The sequence below is a fragment of the Corynebacterium sp. LaCa54 genome (assembly GCF_046717495.1).
In the GTDB taxonomy this organism is placed as follows: Bacteria; Actinomycetota; Actinomycetes; order Mycobacteriales; family Mycobacteriaceae; genus Corynebacterium; species Corynebacterium kefirresidentii.
The window spans coordinates 1,745,323-1,766,780 of record NZ_CP177115.1 but is presented as its reverse complement, the minus strand read 5'-3'; the positions used below and the strand labels follow the sequence as shown (position 1 = coordinate 1,766,780).

The following is a 21,458-nucleotide window of genomic DNA, read 5'->3' as shown; positions in this document are numbered from 1 at the left end:
CCCCAGCTGCTTATAAGAAAGGACGCCCTATGTTGGTCATTGCCGCCCTGCTGGTCGGCGCCATAGTGCCGGTACAGACGGCCATTAATACGCGGTTTCGTGAAAGCGTTGGCTCCCCAATTGTGGCGGGATTCTTTTCCTTTATTATTGGCTTGTTCGTTTCTGCGCTTATTGCTCTTGCGCTCACCGGCCACCTAATTCCGGATTTAGCCACCGCTGCGCAACAGCCTTGGTGGGTGTGGCTCGGCGGGTTTATGGGAGTTTCCTTCATCGTGGGAAATATTCTGCTTTTCCCTCGCATCGGCAGCGTGGAGACCGTTATCTTGCCTATCTTGGGGCAGGTAACAATGGGCCTGCTTTGCGATACCACTGGCATATTTAATTCCCCACACGTTGGAGTCGGCCCGCTGCGCATCCTCGGGGTGGCCGTGGTGTTGGTGGGAATCGCGTTGGTATTGGAAATCGGGCGCGGTGCCGCTACTACGCACGCCACAGCCAGTGGTGTGAAGCTGTGGTTGTGGCGGCTTTTTGGGGTTCTTATTGGAATGGGCTCAGCAACCCAAACTGCTGTCAACGGCTTCCTCGGCCGTGCATTGGGAAGCCCCCTTCCCGCCGGCGAGATTTCTCTAGCGGTCGGCGTGCTTTTGCTTGCAGTGCTGTCTATTGTCCCCCGTGGTCCGCGGCGTGCTCTTTTCACCCGTCCCGCCCCTGGTCCATGGTGGATGTGGTCCGGTGGAGTGCTAGGGGCTCTCTTCGTGGTTGGCGGGGCTACGCTTTCTCCCATCTTGGGCACGGGAACAACCGTGATTGGATCGCTGGTGGGATCAATTGTGTGCGGTCAGGTAGTAGAGTCGCTCGGCTGGGGGCATGCGCGCCGGGGACTGCCCCCTATTCACCGCGTAGTGGGACTGGCCTTAGTCATCATTGGGGTCGTGATGGTGCGTTCGCTCTAAAGCGTAGTGCCTTAGCGGCGCCAGCGCTCGAGCACCAGGCGTCTATCCAGTGACCGTGAAACGCAGGGCGCAAAGGCGCCGTCTGTATGCATTTGTTCATTAAAGACGGAATCTCGATTATCTGGCTCGCCTTCTATCACTTTCATAACGCAGGTGCTGCAGGTGCCTTCTAAACAACGTGACATCACCGGCAAGTCAGCTTCCTCGAGTGCCTCGAGTACAGTGACATTGGCTGGAACGTGTACGGTTTCCCCACAAAATTCCACGTCGAAAGCGCAATCGCCTGCACCGGCATTTTTCTCTCCGCTAAGCGCTTCCATATCAGGGTGGAAGTTTTCCCAGTGGAAATTCTGGTGGGGAAGATAGTCCAGCACTACCTCCTTTGCGCCGGACATGAACCCTTGCGGACCGCATACATAAAACACTGTTTCCTGCGGGGCTTGGGACAACAGGTGTCGGTAGATTTCTTCTTGCCGTGCACGGGGTGAGCCAAAAACTTCAATGAGACTATCGCCGCATATGCTGCGCAATTGGGGCAGCAGTACGGCGCGGGTAATGCTAGAGGCGAAGTAGAGAACCATGAAGGGTTTGCCTTGGCGCTGTAGCGATTGGGCCATGGAAAGCATAGGCGCAATACCAACACCGGCGCCGGCGAGCACATAGTAGCTGGCGGTGTCAACGAGTTCGAAGTTATTGTGCGCTGGGGAGATAAGTAACTCATCGTCCGCGCGAAGTTGCATCATGACAAGGGAACCACCTCGCGAATTCTCTTCGCGTTTGACGGCGATGCCGTAAGTTAAGTGTGCACCGGCGTTATAACTGGAGATCTCCTTGGATGGCATTTCAAAAACGGAGTACTGGCGCACTAATTCTATTTCTTCTGGCCCGGTGAGCGTGACGTCTACGTGGCAGCCGGGGGAGTAGTCGGGGAGTTTCTCTCCATCCTTTAAGCAGAATTCCAGCACCATAAGGTCATCAGCGACTGGGGTGACCTGCTGTACTGTGGCCCGCAGCCGCGAACCTTCGCTCCGTTTTGCTGTGCCTCGTGCCGGAGAGTGTTTTAAGGAAGTTTCGTCCATTGTGGCCCCTTTCTGCTCAATGGCGTGGGCGGAGCGAGGGAAGCCTGTGAAGCGTTCTAACGCTGTGCGGCCCATTCGCATCTCGCGGCACCACTTCACGCCATTCAGCTTTTAAAGTAATTGAGGACATAGTAGCCACTAACTGAGTTCTATGTCACTCATGTAGTAACACTGGGCCAGTTAAGCGCATTCGATACACCCACATGGGTGGGTGAAGGCTTCAAATTAAAAGATTTCCTGGCGCATCCTTCTGTCTTATTTCTCATGGTAGGGGGTGTAATTCAAGCCCTTCTGTCCACTGTTGAAAGTTTAAAGCAGAGCAAAATGGGTAAACCTCCGCGAATTCCATTGCGGTGCAATCTGACTCTCTATACGATGACCACTACGTATTAAAGGTGACATAGAGCACATATTGTTCAACAGTGTGTGGTCTCACACTTGAGTGAAGAAAGGGAGTCACTGCAATGTCAACCCCCACCAAGCCCTTGGCGAGCGAAACCACGCAGCCAGAGATTTTGCCGATGTCCGATAATCCTTATGAGGATTTCCGCTATTTTTACCGCGATGGAATGCCGCTACGCCCGGCGCCTAAGCGGCGCGTAGACAAACCGGGGTGGTCCACGCTTCGCCACAATATTTTTGACAAGTGGCACACTGTCCACGATGACTGGGCCGGGTATGACACACCCCAAACACGACTCCTAGATGACCATATGTGGCAAACGGATGAACAAGGCGCCGCTTTGGCTGAATCCTTCCGTCGCGATGGCGCAAAGAAAGCTCGGGCCGACTTTGAGCAAGCTCTAAATAAGGGCATCGAAACCGTCGAAGAACCGTCCTCAGAACTCGTTGCGTTCTTTGAGCAGGTAGATACTATTCCCGAGTGGATTGATCTGGAGGCCGCTGAGCGGGGGCGCGTGGCTTATTACAATGCCACGCCAAGCGCAGATTTGCTCACCTTCAATTTTGGTTATTGGGCTACCACCATGGAGGATCGCACCTCTGCGGCCACGGGTGAGACCGGCATGTTCGAATTCAAAGCGATGCAGCGCGCGCTAGAGACTTCCAAGTTCTTTGTTGATTTGGGCAAACAGGATGTCTTTGATCGCTTTGGGGAAGGCCGCAAAGCGGCAGTGCACGTTCGCCTTTTGCATGCACAGGCTAATAGGGGACTGGAAAAGCTATGGGGCCCAGAACACTACAACGAGTTCGGACGGCCGATTGGCTCGAGCTTCCTCGTTTCGGGTGAGGGCTGGTTTGCGCTCATGCCACTAGCCATTGACGAGATATTCGGTCGTCCTCACTCTGGACAAGACTGGGATGACGTAGCTCAGTACTGGGCTTATGTCTTGCACATGATGGGTGCAGAGCACCGTCTCATTCCAAAAAATGGTGATGAGATGCGCAAAATGACTGACTTCATTTACGCAAATGGTGGGCGGTCTTCCGCGTATCACCAGCGTGTTGCCACTGCGCTGATGTCCATTGTGGAACAAATGGATCCCAATCTGCCGCTAGAAATGCTGGGCTCGTTGGCCACGTTGGTTGGCCCTGAAGATACCAAGTTCATGGTGGAGGGGACCCGTTGGGCCGAATTGGACTTTAGCCAGGCTGCGAAGGATTTTGAGGAAAAGGCCCGTAAAGAGGCTGAAGAAGCCCGCGAAGCGGACCAACGACCAGACGCTGAAGCCTATAAGAAGCAGAAAGCTACTCAAGGTCGCCCGCCGTGGTCAAACGCCTTGGAAGAAGTGCAGGAATACATCAAAAATAACGAGCCCGACGTCAAGGTGGTCTGGACTTTGCACGACGATTCGAAAGAAGCAAAGCGCTAGATCCCGCGCCACCGATTTAAAGATTAGAAAGTGAAGTGACTGGAATGTCAACCCCCACCAAGCTCTTGGCGAGCGAAGTCACACAGCCAGAGATTTTGCCGATGTCCGATAATCCTTATGAGGATTTCCGCTATTTTTACCGCGATGGAATGCCGCTGCGCCCGGCACCTAAGCGGCGCACCCCCACCCCGAGCTGGTCCGTGCTGCGCCATAATATTTTTGATTCTTGGCACTCAGTGGAAGATTCTTGGGAGGGCTACGGTACTGCGCAAATCCGCCTTTTAGATGACCACATGTGGCAAACCGATGAGACGGGTGAGAAGCTCGCTCAAGCCTTCCGTCGCGATGGTGCGAAGGAATCGCGGAAGAAATTCGAGCAGGCGCTAAATCAGGGCATCGATACTGTGCGTGAACCTGCCCCTGAGTTGGTGGAGTTTTTCCAAGAAGTAGATCGGATCCCAAGTTGGCTAGATCTCGAGGCCGCCGAACGCGGGCGCGTAGCCTATTACAACGTCACCCGCACCTCAGAGATTCTTGCTATCGCCTTTGCTTATTGGGCAACTACGTTGGAGGATCGCACCTCAGCGGCCACAGGCGAGACCGGAATGTTTGAGTTTCAAGCCATGCAACGGTCTATTGAGACTGCACAGTTCTTTGTGGATCTAGGAAAGAAGAACGTTTTCGAGCGCTTTGGTGAGGGGCGCAAGGCGGCGGTTCGCGTGCGTTTGCTCCATGCCCAGGCAAACCGCGGATTGGAAAAGATGTGGGGTCCGGAGCACTATAACGAATTCGGGCGTCCAATCGGCTCCAGTTTCCTCGTCTCTGGAGAAGGCTGGTTTGGCATGATGCCGCTTGCAATCGACGAGTTCTTTGGCCGTCCGCATAGCGGCCAGGAGTGGGATGACGTGGCTCAGTATTGGGGATACATCCTCTACATGATGGGAGCGGAGGAGCGCCTTATCCCTAAAACTGGCGATGAAATGCGCAAGATGACTGATTACATCTATGGCAATGGCGGATATTCCTCTGCTTACCACGAGCGTGTGGCTACCGCGCTGATGTCCATCCTAGAAAGCCTCAACCCCCTCGTGCCACACGTTGCCCTTGGCGCACTATCTACCATCTGCGGCGAGAAAGACACCAAGTTTATGGTGCAGGGCACACGCTGGGAAAAGATCAACTTTAGGCCTTGGGCCATCCTCTTCAAGGCGGCCGCTAAAGCGGAAGCTCGTGCGGCCCGAGTTCGGGACAAGCTGCCAGGTGCGAAAAGGGCCAGGATAAAGCGTGCCAATAATGGCAAACCCCCTTGGACTGCGGTGACGGAGGTGATCAAAGACTACATCGCTAAGAACGAACCAGATACCAAGTCCGATTACACCTTGCACGATGACTCGAAAGAAGCCCGCAGCTAAACCGACTTCACCAACTCTCACCAGACTATAAGGAGAAACCACAATGAATGCACCAGCACCGTTGAGCGCCGTAAATGAATGGCCGGCCGGCCGCGGTAGCCGCGAAGAATTTGTGGCCAAGTATGGCACGCAGCGCGCAGACCGCTACCAAGAGGCCTTCTGGGCTATGGATCCCGTGGCAGACGCTCTATTCACCAGCGGTCATACGGTTAAGGAAATCATGCCCAACCTGCGCGAGGCCTTAGCTCGCGGCACCGCCGATGACAATACCCTGCCGGAGGTAGCGGCATTGATTGAGGATATGACCAAGGCACTTGCGGGTCTAGACGCGGAAAAGCTTGAGCGCGGTCGCCGCACCTACCTGTCCATCCCGCCGTTGAGCCACGGTCTGGCATTGGGCCCTGGTTCCTTGGTACATACGTATGCTACCCCGGCCATCGCTGACCTTTTGGTTAACACCGGCGAGCTTACTGACGGTGCCGTCAAGCGCCTTGCCTACACCACAAACTGGACCTATTCGCTCTACCTGCCGGATGCTTTGCAACCAGGAGGGGAAGGCTTTATTCATACAGGCATGGTGCGCGCGATTCACGCTCATGTGCGCCGCGTACATAACCGCAAGGGCTTGGACTATTCCGACTATGGTGCGCCGATTAGTGAATTCGACATGCTGCGCACCTGGTTCGACTTCACGTATATCCCATATGCCGGGCTGCGTCGTATGGGCTGGCAACTCACCGCAGAAGAAGAAAAGGACGTGTTCTATCTGTGGAAGATAGTCGGCCGCATGTTGGGTATCCGTTCCGATCTCTTCCACGGTGAAGATGGTATAGAGGCCTCGCAGGAGACCATGGATGCCATCCATGCGGTCGACGGCGAAATTAATGAGGCTGCCCGCCAGCTTGTCGATGCCCTGATGTCCGGCTTCGTTGTTAATGCTAAGGAACTCACCGGCTTCCCAGAAAACACGCTTGCAGATTGGACCGCTGCGCACGTGCGCATCATCCACGGCGATGAGGTGGCTGATGCCTGTGGCGTGGCGCAGTCCGTGATGCAGCCCATCTTGGAGATGGAAGCCCCACTAGTGCAAGAACGTTTTGACCTGCTGCGCCAAGACAAGGAAGCCCTCGAGGCGGAAATCCAGAAGAATGAGGACATGGTCCGCCAGATGCTTACCCGTGATGCCACCTACATGAAGCAGGATGAGGGCGTGAAAATGAAGGACGGCTCGATGGCCGTCGGCGCTTAAATCGGTGACATGGCTAACAAAAGTCGCGTACTGTTGTGACAGGCACAATGCCTGCGCGATGTACATCAATATCAACACCCCATAGGAAGGAAGTCCCGATGTCTAAGGGCTACGCAGTTACCAACCCCGCCACAAATGAAGTGGTAGAAACCTTCGATACCTTTACCGACGAGCAGATTCAGGATGCACTAGCCAAGTCTCACGAGGCCTTTCAAACCTGGCGTAAGACCCCAATTGACGAGCGCGCCAAGATTGTCTCCCGTGCTGCTGAGCTCTTTAAGGAGCGTAAGGGCGAACTAGCCAAGATTGAGGCCCAAGAAATGGGCAAGGCCACCCCGGAAGGGGAGTGGGAGATCAACTTCTCCGGCGATATCCTGCAGTTCTATGCGGATAATGCGGCAGAGCACAATAAAGACAAGCCAGTCGATGTACCCGGCGGAAAGGCCGTGGTTCGCCGCCTTCCCGTTGGCTCTCTCCTGGGTATCATGCCGTGGAACTACCCCATCTACCAGGTCGCACGCTTTGCCGGACCGAACTTGATGAATGGCAATTGCATTTTGCTAAAGCATGCCGAAATTACCCCGAAGTCCGCCGCTGCTATCGAGGAGATCTTCCGCGAGGCGGGCCTGCCCGAGGGCGTGTACATCAATATATATGCCGATCATGACCAGATTGCGGACGTTATTGCTGATCCGCGCGTCCAGGGTGTTTCTCTCACTGGTTCTGAGCGTGCCGGCGCCGCCATTGCGGAAATCGCCGGCCGCAACCTTAAGAAGGCTGTGCTGGAGCTCGGCGGCACTGATCCGTATATTATTCTCGATGCCGCCGATATCACTAAGGCGGCTGAGGAAGCCTGGGTCAAGCGCATCGAGAACGTCGGCCAGGCCTGCACCTCCAATAAGCGCATCATCGTCATGGAGGATATCTACGACGAGTTTGTTGATGAAATGGTGCGCATCGCCGAGGGAATGGCACAAGGTGATCCTTCCAGCCCAGCGGATAACCAGTACTACCCAATGTCCTCGCGCAGCGCCGCAGAGAACCTAGACAAGCAGGTCCAGCGCGCCGTGGACAATGGCGCCACCATCCGTACCGGTGGCGAGCTGCATGAAACCGCGGCCTATTACACGCCAACCGTGCTTACCGACGTCCCCGTAGGCTCCGAATCCTACTATGAGGAGTTCTTCGGCCCTGTGGCCGAAATCTATAAGGTCTCTTCCGAAAAGGAAGCAGTGGAGCTAGCCAATAACTCCAACTACGGTCTGGGCGGCGCCGTCTTCTCTGAGGACACCGAGCGTGCCACCAACGTGGCTGACCAGATCGATACCGGCATGATTCACGTAAACCTGGGACAGTACTTCTCCCCAGTGCTGCCTTTCGGCGGAATCAAGAATTCCGGCTATGGCCGCGAACTTTCTGTCTTTGCCCTAGATGAGTTCGTAAATAAGCAGTATCTGTACATCAACGACTAGGCCACAAGCCGTTCTAGCCCAGAGGTAATAGGGCTGAATACAAAAGTTCCCGCTTAGCAAAGCTAAGCGGGATTTTTGCTCCTCCAACTGGGCTCGAACCAGGTAGAGTAATTAAGGTAGAAATATAAAATACCTGCATATAAACGTTTATTGACGACATTGAACGCCATTGAACGTCAATCAGTGCCAATAGATGTAGCATGTATGTAGCACGCAAGGAGGAGCGCATGCCACAATCACGAGGACGCCGCGCACGGTGGGGGTCAATCAAGAAATTGCCCTCCGGACGCTGGCAAGCGTCTTACCCGGACCCGTCAGCAGAAGGCACCCGCAAACGCATCACAGGACCAACCACATATGACAGGCGTGCAGACGCAGAAGTGTGGCTCGCCAGCGAACACGCCCTCATAGCCCAGCACGCATGGACACACCCACGCGAACGAGAAGAGACCCAAGCACGCGAGGCGGCAGAACGACAGCGAGGTGCAGTCACGTTCAAGCAATACGCAACACAATGGGTTGACACCCGCACGAACTCACAGGGAGATAGGCTCGCCAGCAGAACACGCGAGGAGTACAGGCGCTATCTCACCGACAGGCTCAGCGTATGGGCCGACATGCCGATCAACGCGATCACGCCCGACCAAGTACGAACGTGGCACGCAGAACAACTCAAATCCGGCAAGAAGACGTCTGTAGGACGCCAATACGACCTGATGAAGAGCGTGTTGAAGACCGCCGAGGAAGACGGACTCATAGCAAAAAACCCGTGCAGGGTACGCGGCGGGTCGAAGACATCCACAGAACTCACCGTGACGGCACCAACCGACTCAGAGCTAGACATCATTATTGAGGCGATGCCTGAACACCTTCGCTACCCAGTCATTACTGCAGCAGCGGCGGGTTTGCGCTGGGGAGAGATACAAGCACTGACACGTGATGACTTCACGGTCACACGGGACGAACGCGGCGAGATCGACGCCGTGCACATCAACGTGGACAAGGCAGAGGTACGACTCGCAGGCGGCACCCGCGAAGTCAAACGGCCCAAGTCACGAGCCGGAGTGCGCAGCGTAACTGTCTTCGGCAACGACGCACGATCAATCGCAGACCACGTAAACACGCACGGAGACCAACTGCTCAACGTTACCTATTCAGGTTTCCAGTACCACTGGCGAAAGGCGCGAACACAAGCAGGACGCCCAGACCTACACTTCCACGCATTGCGGCACTACTCAGGCACACGGTTTGCACAGGCAGGGGCTACACTCGCAGAGATCATGGCATGGCTAGGACACTCAGACGTCGCCAGCGCGATGCACTACCAAGAAGCCGCAGAAGAACGCATGAACGAACTCGCACGACGCGCCGCAAGGAACTAACGAGACGAACACAAACCCGCCTCAGAACGAATGCTGAGACGGGTTTCTTACCGCCAGAGACCGAATTGAGGCACTACTGCCGACGAACCCTAACAGACCTCAGAAGACCGTACAGGGCGTGTAGCAGGGCTACAGCTAGTCGTCGTCTCTGATCAATTTCGCAGCACGGTAGACCACCGTGCTGTCGATGTCGGCCTGGACACGCCGCGGCGCGCGCTCGCCCCAGAGGACGACACCCTTACCGAACAGCGGCAAGAACTGACCGGTCAGCGCAACGCACTGCTGGGTACCTGACCCCCGGACAGTGGACACGTCGGGGGTTAGCTATGCTGCTTTGGTCAGTGTAGCTGATGTGAGTGCTTCGAAGGCATCGGGAGCTAGAAGGTTGCACCACGAGTGTCGCCGGCGCGTGTTGTAGCGCATGCACCACCGGAAGACTTCCTGCCGGCAGATAATGGGATTGTCAAAGACTTTCCTATCACGTAAGACTTCCCGCTTTAAAGTAGCGTTAAACGACTCTGCCAGGGCATTATCCGCACTCGTTCCTACCGCGCCCATGGATTGGCGCACACCCAACGACGAGCAATAGCTCCTAAAGGCTTGTCAGCTGTACACACTGCCGTGATCGGAATGGAATACAGCCCCGTCAAGACTGCCACGCACACCGTGCGCGCGGGCTATTGCATCGACGACCAGTGACACTCGCATCTGACAGTCTGCGAGCGAATAACCTGCAAGTTTCCGTGAATACGTGTCAATGACTGTGGCCAAATACATGTTCTTGCCACCCTTACAGGGCAGGTAGGTAATGTCGCCAACATAAATGCGGTTCGGCTCGGTGGCTGTGAATTTACGGCCTACTAAGTCCGGCATGACACGGTGGCCAGGCTTGCGCCTGGTAGTGGCACATCGGCGGCGCTTGGTAAAGCCTTTAAGTCCCATGGATTTCATGATGCGTGCGACTTTCTTGTGATTTATCGGGCCGAAATTCGTATCACTGTTGAGGCTTGCAGCGATGCGTTTAGCACCATAAAGCCCGTGCTCATCATCGAAGATGGTTGTAATTCTCGCACCAATAAGGGCATCGGAACACATCTTTAACCTGAGCTTTTCACGGGTTTGGACCCATTTATAAAACGAGGAGCGATTGAGCTTTAAAACGTGGCACATCCGTGTGAGCCGAGTATTCGGTTTGGTGGGCATAGACAAACTGGAAGCGGATCACCAGTGAGTCTCTTTAAGCAAAATACTTCGCGGCCTTGCGCAGGGTATCGCGTTCTTCGCGTAGTTTAGAGACTTCCTTTTCTAGCTGGCGGATCCGTTCGGAATTGTTCGCCGTTTGGGCTTTCTCATGCACGGCTTTAATGCGCGCACGTTTGCCGGTGCCGTACTTCTTGACCCAAGAATGCGGCGAGGCACGGTTGATACCGAGCTCTGCTGATGCTGCGTTCAGTGAGAGGTCCTCATTGTTCTCATAGAGGGCCACGGCATCGCGTTTGAACTGTTCGGAGTACCTGGACATGGTGGTAGATTACCTTTCTTCCTAACCCAACCGGGCTGGATATCAGGTGTCCACCCAAAAGGGGTCAGGCCCCAGCAACTGAATGTTGCTGCATAGATTTTAAGCCGAATAGGCCACCGTAGACCTCACCCCGCTGGGTGGGGTCTTTTTTAAATGTGGGGATAAGAGAGGCGTCGGCTTTGCCGACCACACGCAGGGGTCTTGCCCCAAGTGTGCCACTCTCTCTTATGCCCTTTATCCCCCTTGCGCCCTTAGACCACCTACGGTGGTCGCTGGCGCGGTAAAAACGTACGATGACGTGGGTAAATGGGTAATAAAGTACTCTTTAAAAGTACCCATTTAAACGCGTCTTCGGGTATTTTAAAATTAAACCGCAGGTTTAAAACTCCTGGTCAGGGGATTTTTAAAGTATCCAATTTTTAAAATTGGTGACGTATCGTGGCACACGATGAAAATTGGCCGGGTTGGAGCGATTTCGCTGCAACCAATTTTAAAATTGCCCCTTTTAAAGGGGCTACTACCTCGTGGCTGGCACACCCCGGTGGCACTCTTGTCACCTCGCGGTGTGTCAAAAAAATAAACCACCCGTAGGTGGCTTTAGGCACTAACCACACGTGGTTAGTAGATGGCTTCTGTATGGTCGCTGTATGGTCGCTACCATACACGAACCATAGATGGTCAGTACTTGGTCTGTATCTGGTCGCTATCTGGTTGCCACCACACACTAACCACACGTGGTCGCTATCTGGTCACTGTATGGTCTCTACCACACACTAACCACATACTAACCACACATGGTCAGTATCTGGTCGAAAAAATAAACCCCGCTACTGCATAAGCAGCAACGGGGGTCTTGAGTGTTAGAAATTGCGATAGATAAATACTCCACCCTCGCGGGCGTCGGTAGCGGTGACGGTGTAATCGTAAGCTAGGTCACTCACCCAGGAGTCCCAGTCAAAGTAGGTCCGTAACGGAGAGTCGGGGTCAGTATCCTCCATCAACCCAGTGTCTTCGGCGAGATTTAGCGCGTACTCATAAAAGCTCGGCCACCATCCGCAGAACTGTTCTTCAAAAGTGGCAACATCAGGTACATTGTCCATATCTTCAACAACAACACCATCTTCAGCCCAGCGACAAAAGGCGGGCCATAGTGTGTAGCCGATCTGCTCATATGCAGCAGTCCATGCTTCAACGTTTACCGGCTCAATTGAATAGCCTTCTGGCACACCATAGGAACGGAATATTATCGCGCCCCTACACCTATCTGTCATGGGATATCCATTCCACTCATGCACGTCTTTAGCGGTCGGAACACCTTCCCATTCAGATACTTTAATAAATCGCCCTTTGTCGATACCGTCGACGGTGTAGCAGTGCTCGCACATGACAAGCGCGCCAGGCTCGCGCTCTAGAACTGTATCGGGTGCTTCTCGTTGGGTGAACATGCTCGGTCCTCCTTGTTAGTGACTGACTTGCCACCACTAACTCCGCACCGGGTCGCTACCCGGTGTGAGGACATAAAAAATACCCCTGCACTCACCGCTCTCTACTAGATGACACTTGATTTCTCCATCCAACAAATGGGGAACAGTTCATTCCCTGGTAGGGGACGGAAGTTGGTAACGGGGGCAGGATTCGAACCTACGACCTCTGGGTTAGACGCCCGAGTTCAAACAACGGGCCTGACCCCCGACGTGTCCACTGTCCGGGGGCCAGGCCCGCGCCATCCTAGGCGTTTTTCAACGCCCGATACACGGTAGGGCGAGTGATCCCGAATTCTCGCGCCAAGGCTGCTTTCGACTCCCCTGCCAGTGTGCGCCGCTTAATCTCCGCCACCTGCTGCGGACTAAGAGCAGGTTTGCGGCCTTTGTACTTGCCTGCCTTTTTCGCCAACGCAATCCCCTCCGCCTGCCGCTCCCGGATAATGGCCCGCTCAAACTCCGCAAACGAACCCAAAATACCGAGCATAAGATCCGCGCGCGGATCCGTGGTGTCTTTCGCAAACGCGAGATTCTCATGCAGAAAAGTAACAGTCACGCCCTTGCCGGTGAGTTCATCGACAATACCGCGCAGATCGGTTAGCGATCGGGCGAGGCGGTCAATTGACGAGACGACGAGTTCGTCACCGTCGCGCACATAGGCCATGCATTCGCCAAGTCCAGGGCGTGCAGTCTTGGTGCGGCCGGAAATCTTATCTTCAAAGAACCGGTCAATCCTGCCGGAAGCATTGAGTAGTTCTTTCTGGCGCTGATTATTCTGCTCCACCGTGGAAACACGGATATAGCCCACCCGCTGCCCATGCGAACCAGGGTCATTGCCCATTAGTCTTCGCCCCGCGAGGGTTTAAAGGAAACAGTCTCTTGTTCTATGACCGCATCACGATATGACTCGATTGCATCCGAGAGGGCGTAAAGCTGAACACCGTCGAGACCGTCAGCGTCAGCAAGCAAGGACTGTACAATCCTGCCCAACGCCTGCTGTCCCGACGATAATCCACCATGTAGATCTTTCACTCGCGCCAACGCGGGCACAGAGTCAATATGACTTTCAATATGGAAACCGTCAGACGACAACACCACACTCACCACTTTCTGTAAACATAAGGCCTAGACCCCACTAGACACGTGTAAAACAATGCTAGGAACGGCCCTTTTTACAGGAAACATTCTGTCGCACACCGGCGTAACAATAGGGTGTACCCCAAAAGCCTCATGTCTCGATTATGCCTCACAAACCCCTACCGAGCACCACCCTGCGACAACTTAGGGCGAGACGCTTTAGTGAGACGGGGAGGAGGCCAATTGCCCCATGAAACGGTCTCACATTCCAGTTCCTGCCGGGTGTCTCATAAAACTTTAGGTTTTCAGGACGCTCCGCGACCGCTAGTGGGCCATATAAGCGAGTCGGGTGTGGTCATCGACAGCGGCATGGACGTGGTCGAACCCGATCGGGTCTTCCGGTCGCGGATCGGTCGTGGACTCGCCAACCGCCGCTGTCGGGGGTGCGGCTGAGTTTCTTCACATCGATATGGATGAGCTTGCCTGGCCACCAGCAACGCTCTCGCATGCGTGGTCAAGCGGGCGTTACCGTTGGGCATAGAGGCTTCCTGGCAGTGAAGAACTAGACAGCTCCACTAAGCCAGGAGGCCTAGCTATTTCACAAGACCGAAAGTGCCACCAACGTCACGGTCGAGTACAACTAGTGGGTGTCACTGTGGCTTTCCGAAGTCCACCACACTGACGTTCCCGTCATTGCGGGGGCGGTACAGAGGGCTCCTGACGGATTGCCCGAAGTCCTCTGCACGAATTGACTTCCGGCCTGATGCCGCTGTACCAACCTGTCCTGATAGGCGCGCGCCTCGTTTGCCAGAAGATGGGCAAGGTTCCCTCTCCCCATTGCTTTTTGGGAGTCCTCGGCCAGCTACGGGATCGTGCCTGGCCGGTCCTCGGTCGAGTTGTTGTCCGGAGTTGGTGTGCAGCAGTCGGGTTCCCCGCTTTGCCCGGGACCCTCGCCTGTGGGCGGCGTTCCCTGTCTGATGCGCAGTCTCCTGCGCCGGTTGAGGGCGGCCAATGCCGATGCGAGCACCACGGCTGCGGCGAGGGCTGCGATCAGGGTGCTGTTGTCGCTGATCCAGGCGCTGGCGGCGGCCGACCATACGGCGAGGCTGTTGGCCTGTGCGGTTCCGCCGGTGGCGGCGGGATACCAATACCAGCTGAGGTAGGCGCCGGTTATGGTGAGGATGAAGGCGGCGATGCGGTTGCTGTGCTTGGCCAGGCCGGTGATTCTTCGCCCGAGGGCGGCCCCGGCGATGGCCGTGCCTGCCGAAACGAGTATCAGGACAGTGGCCGAGCCTGCGGCGTAGGCGGCGAAGACCGCGAGCAGCCCGGCGTAGCTGGCGACGGCCTGGGCTTGGGCGATCACGGCCAGGAGCACCCCGAGGGTGCAGCCGAGGGATGCTGCGGCGTATCCGATCCCGAAGGCCACCATGCGCCCGGTTTTGTGACCTGCCCCTGCGGCTTCTTGTGTGCGGGGTTTCGTGGCCCAGGCCGGCAGACGGAGCCGTGGTGTGAGTCCGGTGAGCATGGCCAGGCCCAGCAGGAGAAGGATCACCCCGGTGGCCATTCCCAGCCAGGGCGCTGCGCTGATCAGGGTCCTGGCGCCCGCGCTGACGATCAGCCCGAAGGCTGCCAGGGTCCCGGCGAAGCCGAGGCTGAGCGCGAGCCCGGCCCGGAGCCCGTGGGCCAGACGCAGCGCGAGCGGGCGCGTCCGGGCGTCCCCGATGGTCTGGGCTATCCAGGCGGGCAGGAGGGCGAAACCGCAGGGATTGACCGGGGCAATCATTCCAGCGGCGAAGGCCAGGGCAAGCACGGCTGTCATTGGGCACCGGCCTTGGTGAGTTCTTCTTGGATCTTTTCCGCAGACGGGTCGGTGGCCCGGAAGGTAACGTCGCCCTTCGCGTCGACCACCACCAGGGTGCTTATGGAGGTGACCTTGTACCGGGTGGTCAGTGTGGCCTCGGTGTCGATGACGGCAGGGAGCTCAGGGGCCTTGATGTAATCGCGGAATCCGTTGATGGTCTCCTTCGGTTCTCGGGGGTCCACGTCCACCAGGAGGTAGTCGGCCGAGCTTCCCAGGGCCGTGGAGGCCTTGTTCAGGGAATCGGCCCCTTCTGCACACTCACCGCATCCGGCAGAGAAGAAGAACAGTGCTGCGGGCTTACCGTCCGGGATGGTCCGGGTAGTGCCGTCAATGTCGGAGACCGTAACGGCAACGGCACCGGCCGCGTCGGGCGACGAACCGCCTGGCGCGGCCGACGGGCCGCTCGGTGAGCTGGCGCAGGCGGTTGTCAGTGCCATGACCGCTGCCAGAAACAGGGCGCAGGCGAGGTGCCTGGGCCGGGGAACGGACAGAGAACGGCGGGATCTCGGGTATGTCATGGTGTCTGGTGGTTCCTTCCAGGAATGGGGATGGGGACTCAGGCGGTGCCGTGGTCGGTGCGGTGGTGCTCGGGGACAACAGATAGGTGAGGGCCTGGTCGGTGGCGGTCAGGGCATTCCTTTGCTTCGGTAGTGGGGGCTGGAGCTCAGGCGCAGCAGGAGAGCTCGGAGACGTCGGTGGTGAAGGCCTTGACGGCGATCCTGATTCCCTCGGCCATCGTCAGGTAGGGGCTCCAGGCGGCGGCGACCTGCGCGGTGGTCATGCCCGCTTCGAGGATGTAGACGCCGGCGGCGGCGATTTCCCCGGCGTCCTTGGCCACCGCGGAGAGGCCCAGGATCCGTCCGGTGTCGCGGTCCGCGACAACCTTGATGAAGCCGCGGGTGTCGCGGTTGACCACGGCTCGCGGCACGTACTCCAGGGGGAGGACCCGGCACTCGCAGCTGATCCCGGCGGCGACAGCTTCCTTTTCCGTCATCCCGACCGCCCCGATGGCGGGACTGGTGAAGGTGACCCGGGGCAGGTGCCGGTAGTCGACCTCGGCCAGGGCATCGGTGAACGCATTGTCCACGGCCAAGGCGCCGTGGGCCGCTGCGACGTAAACGAACTCCCGATGGCCGGTCGCGTCCCCGGCGGCCCAAACCCGCGGGTTGGACGTGGCCAGGCGGGAATCGACCACGATCTCGCCGGATGCGCCGGTCTTCACCCGACGGCGTCAAGGTCCAGTCCCTCGGTCGCCGGGCGGCGGCCCAGTGCCACGAGGATGCGGGAAGCGCGGAACACCTCCTCGCCCCCGGCCACGTTTGCCGTCACCGAGACCCCGTCCGGGCCGGAGGCCACGGAGTCGGCCATGACCCGCCGGACCACCCGGATCCCCTCGTCGGCGAACACCCCCGCCAACGCCTTGGATACCTCCGGTTCCTCCTGCGAGGCCAACCGGGAACGGACCAGCATGGTCACCCGGGAGCCCAGCCGGGAGAAAAGCTGTGCCATCTCCAGGGCAACATAGCCTCCGCCCAGGATCAGCATTGATTCGGGCACCTCGTCCAGTTCCATCGCCGTCGTCGAGGTCAGGTACCCGGCCTCGGCCAGTCCGGGAACGGGCGGCACGTAGGGTGCGGAGCCAGTGGCCACGAGGTAGTGCCCGGCCTCGATCGTTCTCACTGCACCATCCGGGGAGATCACCCGGAGCAGCGGTGCGTCCTGGGTTCCGGTGAACGACGTGTCCCCCGAGATCATCGTCCACCCGTAGTCCGCGGCCAGATCGACGTACTTCTCCGTGCGCATGCTTTCAACCAGCGCGGCCTTGCCCTGAATCAGGGCCGGCATGTCCACCGGGCCCGCCGAGGCCGCCACCCCAGGGAAGCGGGCCGAATCCAACGCCACGTGGCGGGCCTCCGCGGCAGCCAGGAGCGCCTTCGACGGGACGCAGCCCGTGTTCACGCATGTCCCGCCCACGGTGCCGCGCTCCACCATCACGACGCGCTTGCCCAGTCCGGTGGCCCGGATCGCGGCCGCAAACGCTCCGCCGCCGGAACCAATAATCGCCAGATCGAACTTTTCGTTTGTCATTCCAGATGTCTCTTCCCTGTGGTTCAAAAGTTCCTATGGAACCATTGTGAACCTTCCAGTACAATGGAAGGTCAAGTGTGGTGGCCATTGGAAGGGGAATCGGCGAACATGAGGATCGGACAGCTTGCGGAAGCAACCGGAACCACGACCAAGACCCTGCGGTTCTACGAGGAGTCGGGGCTGCTCCCTCCGGCCGAGCGATTGGCCTCCGGCTATCGGGACTACGCCGAGGATGCCGTGGGTCGGGTCGGGTTCATCCACCGGGGCCAGGCCGCCGGGCTGACCCTCGCCCAGATCCGCCAGATCCTCGACATCCGCGACGGCGGCCAGGCGCCCTGCGAGCACGTGCGCGACCTGCTTGACGTGCGCCTCGCTGAGATCGAGCAGCAGATCGCGCAGCTCTCCGTGCTGCGCGACACTATCGCGGACCTCAGACAGGACGCCGCACACCCGGACCCTGAAACGTGCAGCACCGATCAAGTGTGTAGGTACTTGTAATCCAATTGGGCACACCTTCTTAGCAACCACGCTATGCGAGAGTTGCAGCTCGACGAGAGCCAGGATGACAGGATTAACCGCCAGGAGCTATCTATAAATAGGGACTATTTCTTACCTGGAAGTAACATTTTGGCGGTTGAGGATAATACCTTTGGTGCATTTTGAGCCAAAAGCTTCTTGGCCTCTGGACTGACAGTTGCCACCACAGCACTCGCAACCAAAACTGAGCCTATAAGGTGCTGTTGCAAAGTTCGGGCGACAGGAAGACCTGCGTGAAATAATCACAGCCATGGGCATTTTCTCCGGTCGTCATTTCCCCCGTGAAATCATCCTGTGGGCGGTCCGGTGGTACTGCCGCTACGGCGTGAGCTACCGCGACCTCGAAGAAATGATGACCGAACGCGGCGTACCGGTCGATCACAGCACCATCTACCGCTGGGTCCAGAAATATGCTCCTGAGCTGGACAAGCAGACCCGGTGGTACCGACAAGTCCCGGATTGGCAGGCTAGTTCCTGGCGGGTGGATGAGACCTATATCCGGGTCGGGGGAAAGTGGTGCTACCTCTATCGGGCCATCACCGCGGGTGGGCATACCCTGGATTTTTACCTGTCCCCAAAGCGTAACGTGGCCGCAGCGAAGCGTTTTCTGGCCAAGACCCTGAGGTCGAACACGATAACCGGGTTCCCGCGGGTGATCAACGCCGATAAAGCGCCCTCCCTGGCCAGGGCAATCGCCGAGTTGAAGTCAGAGGGAATCTGCCCGCCAACAGTGGAACACCGGCAGGTGAAATACCTCAATAACGTCATTGAAGGAGATCATGGGCGGCTGAAACGGATCCTCGGACCGAAGGGGGCGTTTAAAAACCGGACCTCGGCGTACCGGACGTTGAAAGGGATGGAAGCGATGCACTCATTACGGAAAGGCCAGGGCGCGATGTTTGCCTACGGGCAACCGAAGCCGGATGCGGTGATCGTCAGCCGGGTGTTCGAGGCTGCCTGAGAACGCCGACCCGCAGCGAGCATCAGAGGATGAAGACTGGGTCGTCACGGCTCTCCGCCTGAAGTTTGCAACAGCACCGCCTGATAGCCCGGAGATATAAGTAATCCCCCAATGGCCGTTGGTCTGACCAGAGGGGGAGTAGGCGTAGTTTATTTTACTTGCCGTTGTTGAGGCCAAATAGGCCGCCTAGACCATTGAGGGTGTCGGCGATGCCCTTGGCGGTGTCTACGCCCTTCTTGGCGTTGTCTAGTCGCATGCCGGTGATTTCGGCTTGCTCCTTCGGGTCCTTCTTGGTTGGGGCCTTTTGGTCTAGGAAGAAGCCAGGGTCGACGTTGGTGGTGTCGGGGGTGGGGTCAGGGGTTTCACGTTAAGGTTGTGAGTTGGTGGTTTCGCTCTTTTGTTTTTGGCTTATGTTTTAGTGGATCTTTTGGTTTTGGGGCACCCCTAGTTATTGGAAGGGGGAGGGGCTTGGTTTTGGTACGGGGGCAAATTTGGGGGTGGATGGAAGTAGGTGGAAATCACGTATTGTAATTGAAGCTACTCTCAATCTGAGAATCGCCTTAAAATTCACAGATCAAACAATATTTATACGATAAGTATTATAAGAAAACTTCTCACAGGTGGAAAAGGTCAGAAAAGCGCCTACTCTGGGTGCCGAGGGAAAGTGAAAACCGTCCCCAACATTCTCTCATTGCAGAAAGGCACACAATGCTCACTCTGAAACCAACAAAACTAGTCACACCTATCGCCGTCACAGCAGCCCTCATCGCAGGAGGCATCGCAGCACCAGCACAAGCCCAAACAACATCCGCTAACCTCAGCAGCGACATCGAAACCACTAACGGCCTTTCCTCCCAGGCCTCCAGCAAAGCTAGCAGCAAAGAACCAAATGCCGTACGAGCAGAATCCATTTACATCTACACCAACGGTGTACGCATAGTCAACGGCCGCAAACCAGTACGCAGAAGCCCAGCCCTTAACCACCTCTCCCAAGACTGGGCAGACCACCTAGCCCAAGAGGGCGAACTACAACACCGCCCTAATCACTGGGAATACTATCCCTCTAGCATTCCGGCAGGCGGAGAAAACGTACTCCAAGCATGGGACGACTATTCCAACGCTCGGCTAGTTAAAATGTGGGCCGATTCTCCAGGACACCGGAAAAACCTTCTTGACCCCGACGCAAAATCTGTAGGCATTGGAGTTGCTAAAGATAAGGACGGAAAACTTTTCGTAGTCCAAAACTTCGGACGATAAACCAAAATCAGGCTACAGGCTTCGAAGCTGATAAAGGCGTCACCAACAACCGCGTCGCATTTGCAGTAAAAGGTGACGCCTCTTCTTCTTTGTAGACATTAAGCAAAAGCTTGTACTAAACTCAGGTTCACTCGGTTTTGCTCGTTGAATCCGGGGGCCGGCAGTTCATTTTTATGGTGTCTGCTGTGAGGGAATGAACGAAGAATGAATGATGTGGACTGCTGGTCTTTTGGAAGGTCACTAGGCTTTTTCGGGCGGCGTTTGTGGGAAACGCTGTAGCCTGGTGGCCTTTCTTTTATGGTGTGAGGCAAATGCCACAGTTTGAATAATAGATTTATGAGTTTCTTAATATTAAGGTAAGTCTTGTCAGTCAGTTACATTGTTCTGACTGATGTCCAGGGGCGATCTCTCCCTGGTCACCCATCGCATTTCGCCTGTGTTGTATGTGATGGGTCTCCGGGAGAAGGCCACCAAGCTCTTTTTCATCCTTGTAGTTATGTGCCTGGTGGCCTTTTCTTCTGTCCCGGGCGGTCTTTAAGTTCATTAGGGGACAATTGCGGCTTTCTGGCGCCACATTCATGGTCTGATTTCCCGCCCCTTGGTGCTCTGCCACTTCCACATGACAAGCACCAAGGGCGGATCCTTTTTCAAAATTCGAGCATTTCTTGAACTGGTTTGCTCCTGCTCATTGCTTTATTGAAAAGAGTGTCGAACTGAAGCTTGTCCTCAGAAATCTCCATGATGGTTATAACCTTTGCTACCTGACGCTCCAGGTGCGCGACTCCGGTGTCCTCAGTGAGATGTTGGTGATGTTTTCTTGCGCGGTTCCCTTGTTCATTCTTGGGATTTAAGTCGCGTAGTTTCTCGAGGACTCCTTCCGGCATGTGCTCGTAGACATATGTGTTGATGAAGCGTCCAACGTACTGTGAATGATGGTGGTTTCCTGGGATAAATTTCCATCCTTGCAGACGGTAGATTTCACGGAAGAATGCTTCAGGGAAGCGGCGTACCCATGGTTGGAACTCTTCTGCAATATAGGCGTCGAGTAGTCGTTGCAGTTCATCTTTTGCTCTCGTTTCTTGGTAGCCCGTGGCCTCATCAACGAGCGCCGTAATTCCAACGAGAGCGAGAGCCTTAATGACTTTTCGGGCTGCTTCAGTTGCTGGTTTCTGGCTGGGAAGCAGAACTCCGGCTTCTTCGGCGTCGAGATAGACATTGCATACCCGAGGAAGGATTTCTGCATGGTGCTGTTGCAAAGTTCGGGCGACAGGAAGACCTGCGTGAAATAATCAGAG

At 56.5% G+C, this 21,458-nt stretch carries 15 protein-coding genes and 3 pseudogenes; 9 read left to right on the top strand and 9 right to left on the bottom strand.

Annotated elements, in window-relative coordinates:
* The first annotated feature begins 29 nt into the window (after positions 1-29).
* A complete protein-coding gene (locus ACLI1M_RS08570; protein WP_284835913.1) occupies positions 30-953 on the top strand; it encodes a DMT family transporter in 924 nt (307 codons plus the stop codon).
* An 11-nt stretch (positions 954-964) separates the two neighbouring features.
* Here the strand turns inward: ACLI1M_RS08570 and ACLI1M_RS08565 are convergent, their stop codons facing one another.
* Positions 965-2,032, bottom strand: a complete 1,068-nt coding sequence (locus ACLI1M_RS08565) for a PDR/VanB family oxidoreductase (protein ID WP_284835914.1) — start codon at positions 2,030-2,032, stop codon at positions 965-967.
* A 464-nt stretch (positions 2,033-2,496) separates the two neighbouring features.
* Here ACLI1M_RS08565 and ACLI1M_RS08560 point away from each other — a divergent pair, with 464 nt between their 5' ends.
* The 5 genes from ACLI1M_RS08560 to ACLI1M_RS08540 all read left to right on the top strand — a co-directional run bounded on the left by ACLI1M_RS08560 (position 2,497) and on the right by ACLI1M_RS08540 (position 9,379).
* The gene (locus ACLI1M_RS08560) at positions 2,497-3,864 is read left to right on the top strand and encodes an oxygenase MpaB family protein (protein WP_284835915.1); all 1,368 of its coding nucleotides are present in this window, start codon (positions 2,497-2,499) and stop codon (positions 3,862-3,864) included.
* Positions 3,865-3,908: 44 nt separating this feature from the next.
* Positions 3,909-5,276, top strand: a complete 1,368-nt coding sequence (locus ACLI1M_RS08555) for an oxygenase MpaB family protein (protein ID WP_284835916.1) — start codon at positions 3,909-3,911, stop codon at positions 5,274-5,276.
* Positions 5,277-5,319: 43 nt separating this feature from the next.
* Complete coding sequence (locus ACLI1M_RS08550) at positions 5,320-6,525, top strand: oxygenase MpaB family protein (RefSeq protein ID WP_284835917.1); 1,206 nt, start codon at positions 5,320-5,322, stop codon at positions 6,523-6,525.
* Between the two features lie 98 nt (positions 6,526-6,623).
* Entirely contained in the window at positions 6,624-7,997 is a 1,374-nt protein-coding gene (locus ACLI1M_RS08545) for an NAD-dependent succinate-semialdehyde dehydrogenase (protein WP_284835918.1), read from the top strand.
* 812 nt (positions 7,998-8,809) lie between these two features.
* Entirely contained in the window at positions 8,810-9,379 is a 570-nt protein-coding gene (locus ACLI1M_RS08540) for a tyrosine-type recombinase/integrase (RefSeq protein WP_158093101.1), read from the top strand.
* 324 nt (positions 9,380-9,703) lie between these two features.
* Here ACLI1M_RS08540 and ACLI1M_RS08535 read toward each other — a convergent pair.
* The 7 genes and pseudogenes from ACLI1M_RS08535 to merA form a co-directional block, all read right to left on the bottom strand.
* Positions 9,704-10,901 (bottom strand): annotated as a pseudogene (locus tag ACLI1M_RS08535) (IS3 family transposase).
* An 860-nt stretch (positions 10,902-11,761) separates the two neighbouring features.
* Positions 11,762-12,346, bottom strand: a complete 585-nt coding sequence (locus tag ACLI1M_RS08530; protein WP_316327760.1) for an antirestriction protein ArdA — start codon at positions 12,344-12,346, stop codon at positions 11,762-11,764.
* A 283-nt stretch (positions 12,347-12,629) separates the two neighbouring features.
* Positions 12,630-13,223 (bottom strand): recombinase family protein, encoded by a 594-nt coding sequence (locus tag ACLI1M_RS08525; RefSeq protein WP_086589213.1) that lies wholly within the window; start codon positions 13,221-13,223, stop codon positions 12,630-12,632.
* Positions 13,224-13,795: 572 nt separating this feature from the next.
* A pseudogene (locus ACLI1M_RS08520) lies at positions 13,796-13,946 on the bottom strand (IS481 family transposase); the annotation flags it as partial.
* 375 nt (positions 13,947-14,321) lie between these two features.
* Entirely contained in the window at positions 14,322-15,278 is a 957-nt protein-coding gene (locus ACLI1M_RS08515; protein WP_411706506.1) for a cytochrome c biogenesis CcdA family protein, read from the bottom strand.
* Entirely contained in the window at positions 15,275-15,757 is a 483-nt protein-coding gene (locus ACLI1M_RS08510; protein WP_083311901.1) for a TlpA family protein disulfide reductase, read from the bottom strand. Before ACLI1M_RS08510 ends, ACLI1M_RS08515 begins: the two co-directional genes overlap by 4 nt.
* A 227-nt stretch (positions 15,758-15,984) precedes the next feature.
* Positions 15,985-17,408, bottom strand: a pseudogene (gene merA / locus ACLI1M_RS08505) (mercury(II) reductase).
* A gap of 108 nt (positions 17,409-17,516) precedes the next feature.
* Between merA and ACLI1M_RS08500 the strand changes: the two are divergent.
* The 3 genes from ACLI1M_RS08500 (at position 17,517) to ACLI1M_RS08490 (ending at position 20,163) form a co-directional block, all read left to right on the top strand.
* A complete protein-coding gene (locus tag ACLI1M_RS08500) occupies positions 17,517-17,906 on the top strand; it encodes a heavy metal-responsive transcriptional regulator (RefSeq protein WP_004601215.1) in 390 nt (129 codons plus the stop codon).
* A 289-nt stretch (positions 17,907-18,195) separates the two neighbouring features.
* Positions 18,196-18,906 (top strand): IS6 family transposase, encoded by a 711-nt coding sequence (locus tag ACLI1M_RS08495; protein WP_411706504.1) that lies wholly within the window; start codon positions 18,196-18,198, stop codon positions 18,904-18,906.
* Positions 18,907-19,614: 708 nt separating this feature from the next.
* A complete protein-coding gene (locus tag ACLI1M_RS08490) occupies positions 19,615-20,163 on the top strand; it encodes a CAP domain-containing protein (RefSeq protein ID WP_248100438.1) in 549 nt (182 codons plus the stop codon).
* Between the two features lie 647 nt (positions 20,164-20,810).
* On the opposite strand, the gene ACLI1M_RS08485 is transcribed toward ACLI1M_RS08490, so the two are convergent.
* Positions 20,811-21,419: a P63C domain-containing protein gene (locus ACLI1M_RS08485; protein WP_248100436.1), complete on the bottom strand. Its 609-nt coding sequence runs from the start codon at positions 21,417-21,419 to the stop codon at positions 20,811-20,813.
* Between the last annotated feature and the right edge of the window lie 39 nt (positions 21,420-21,458).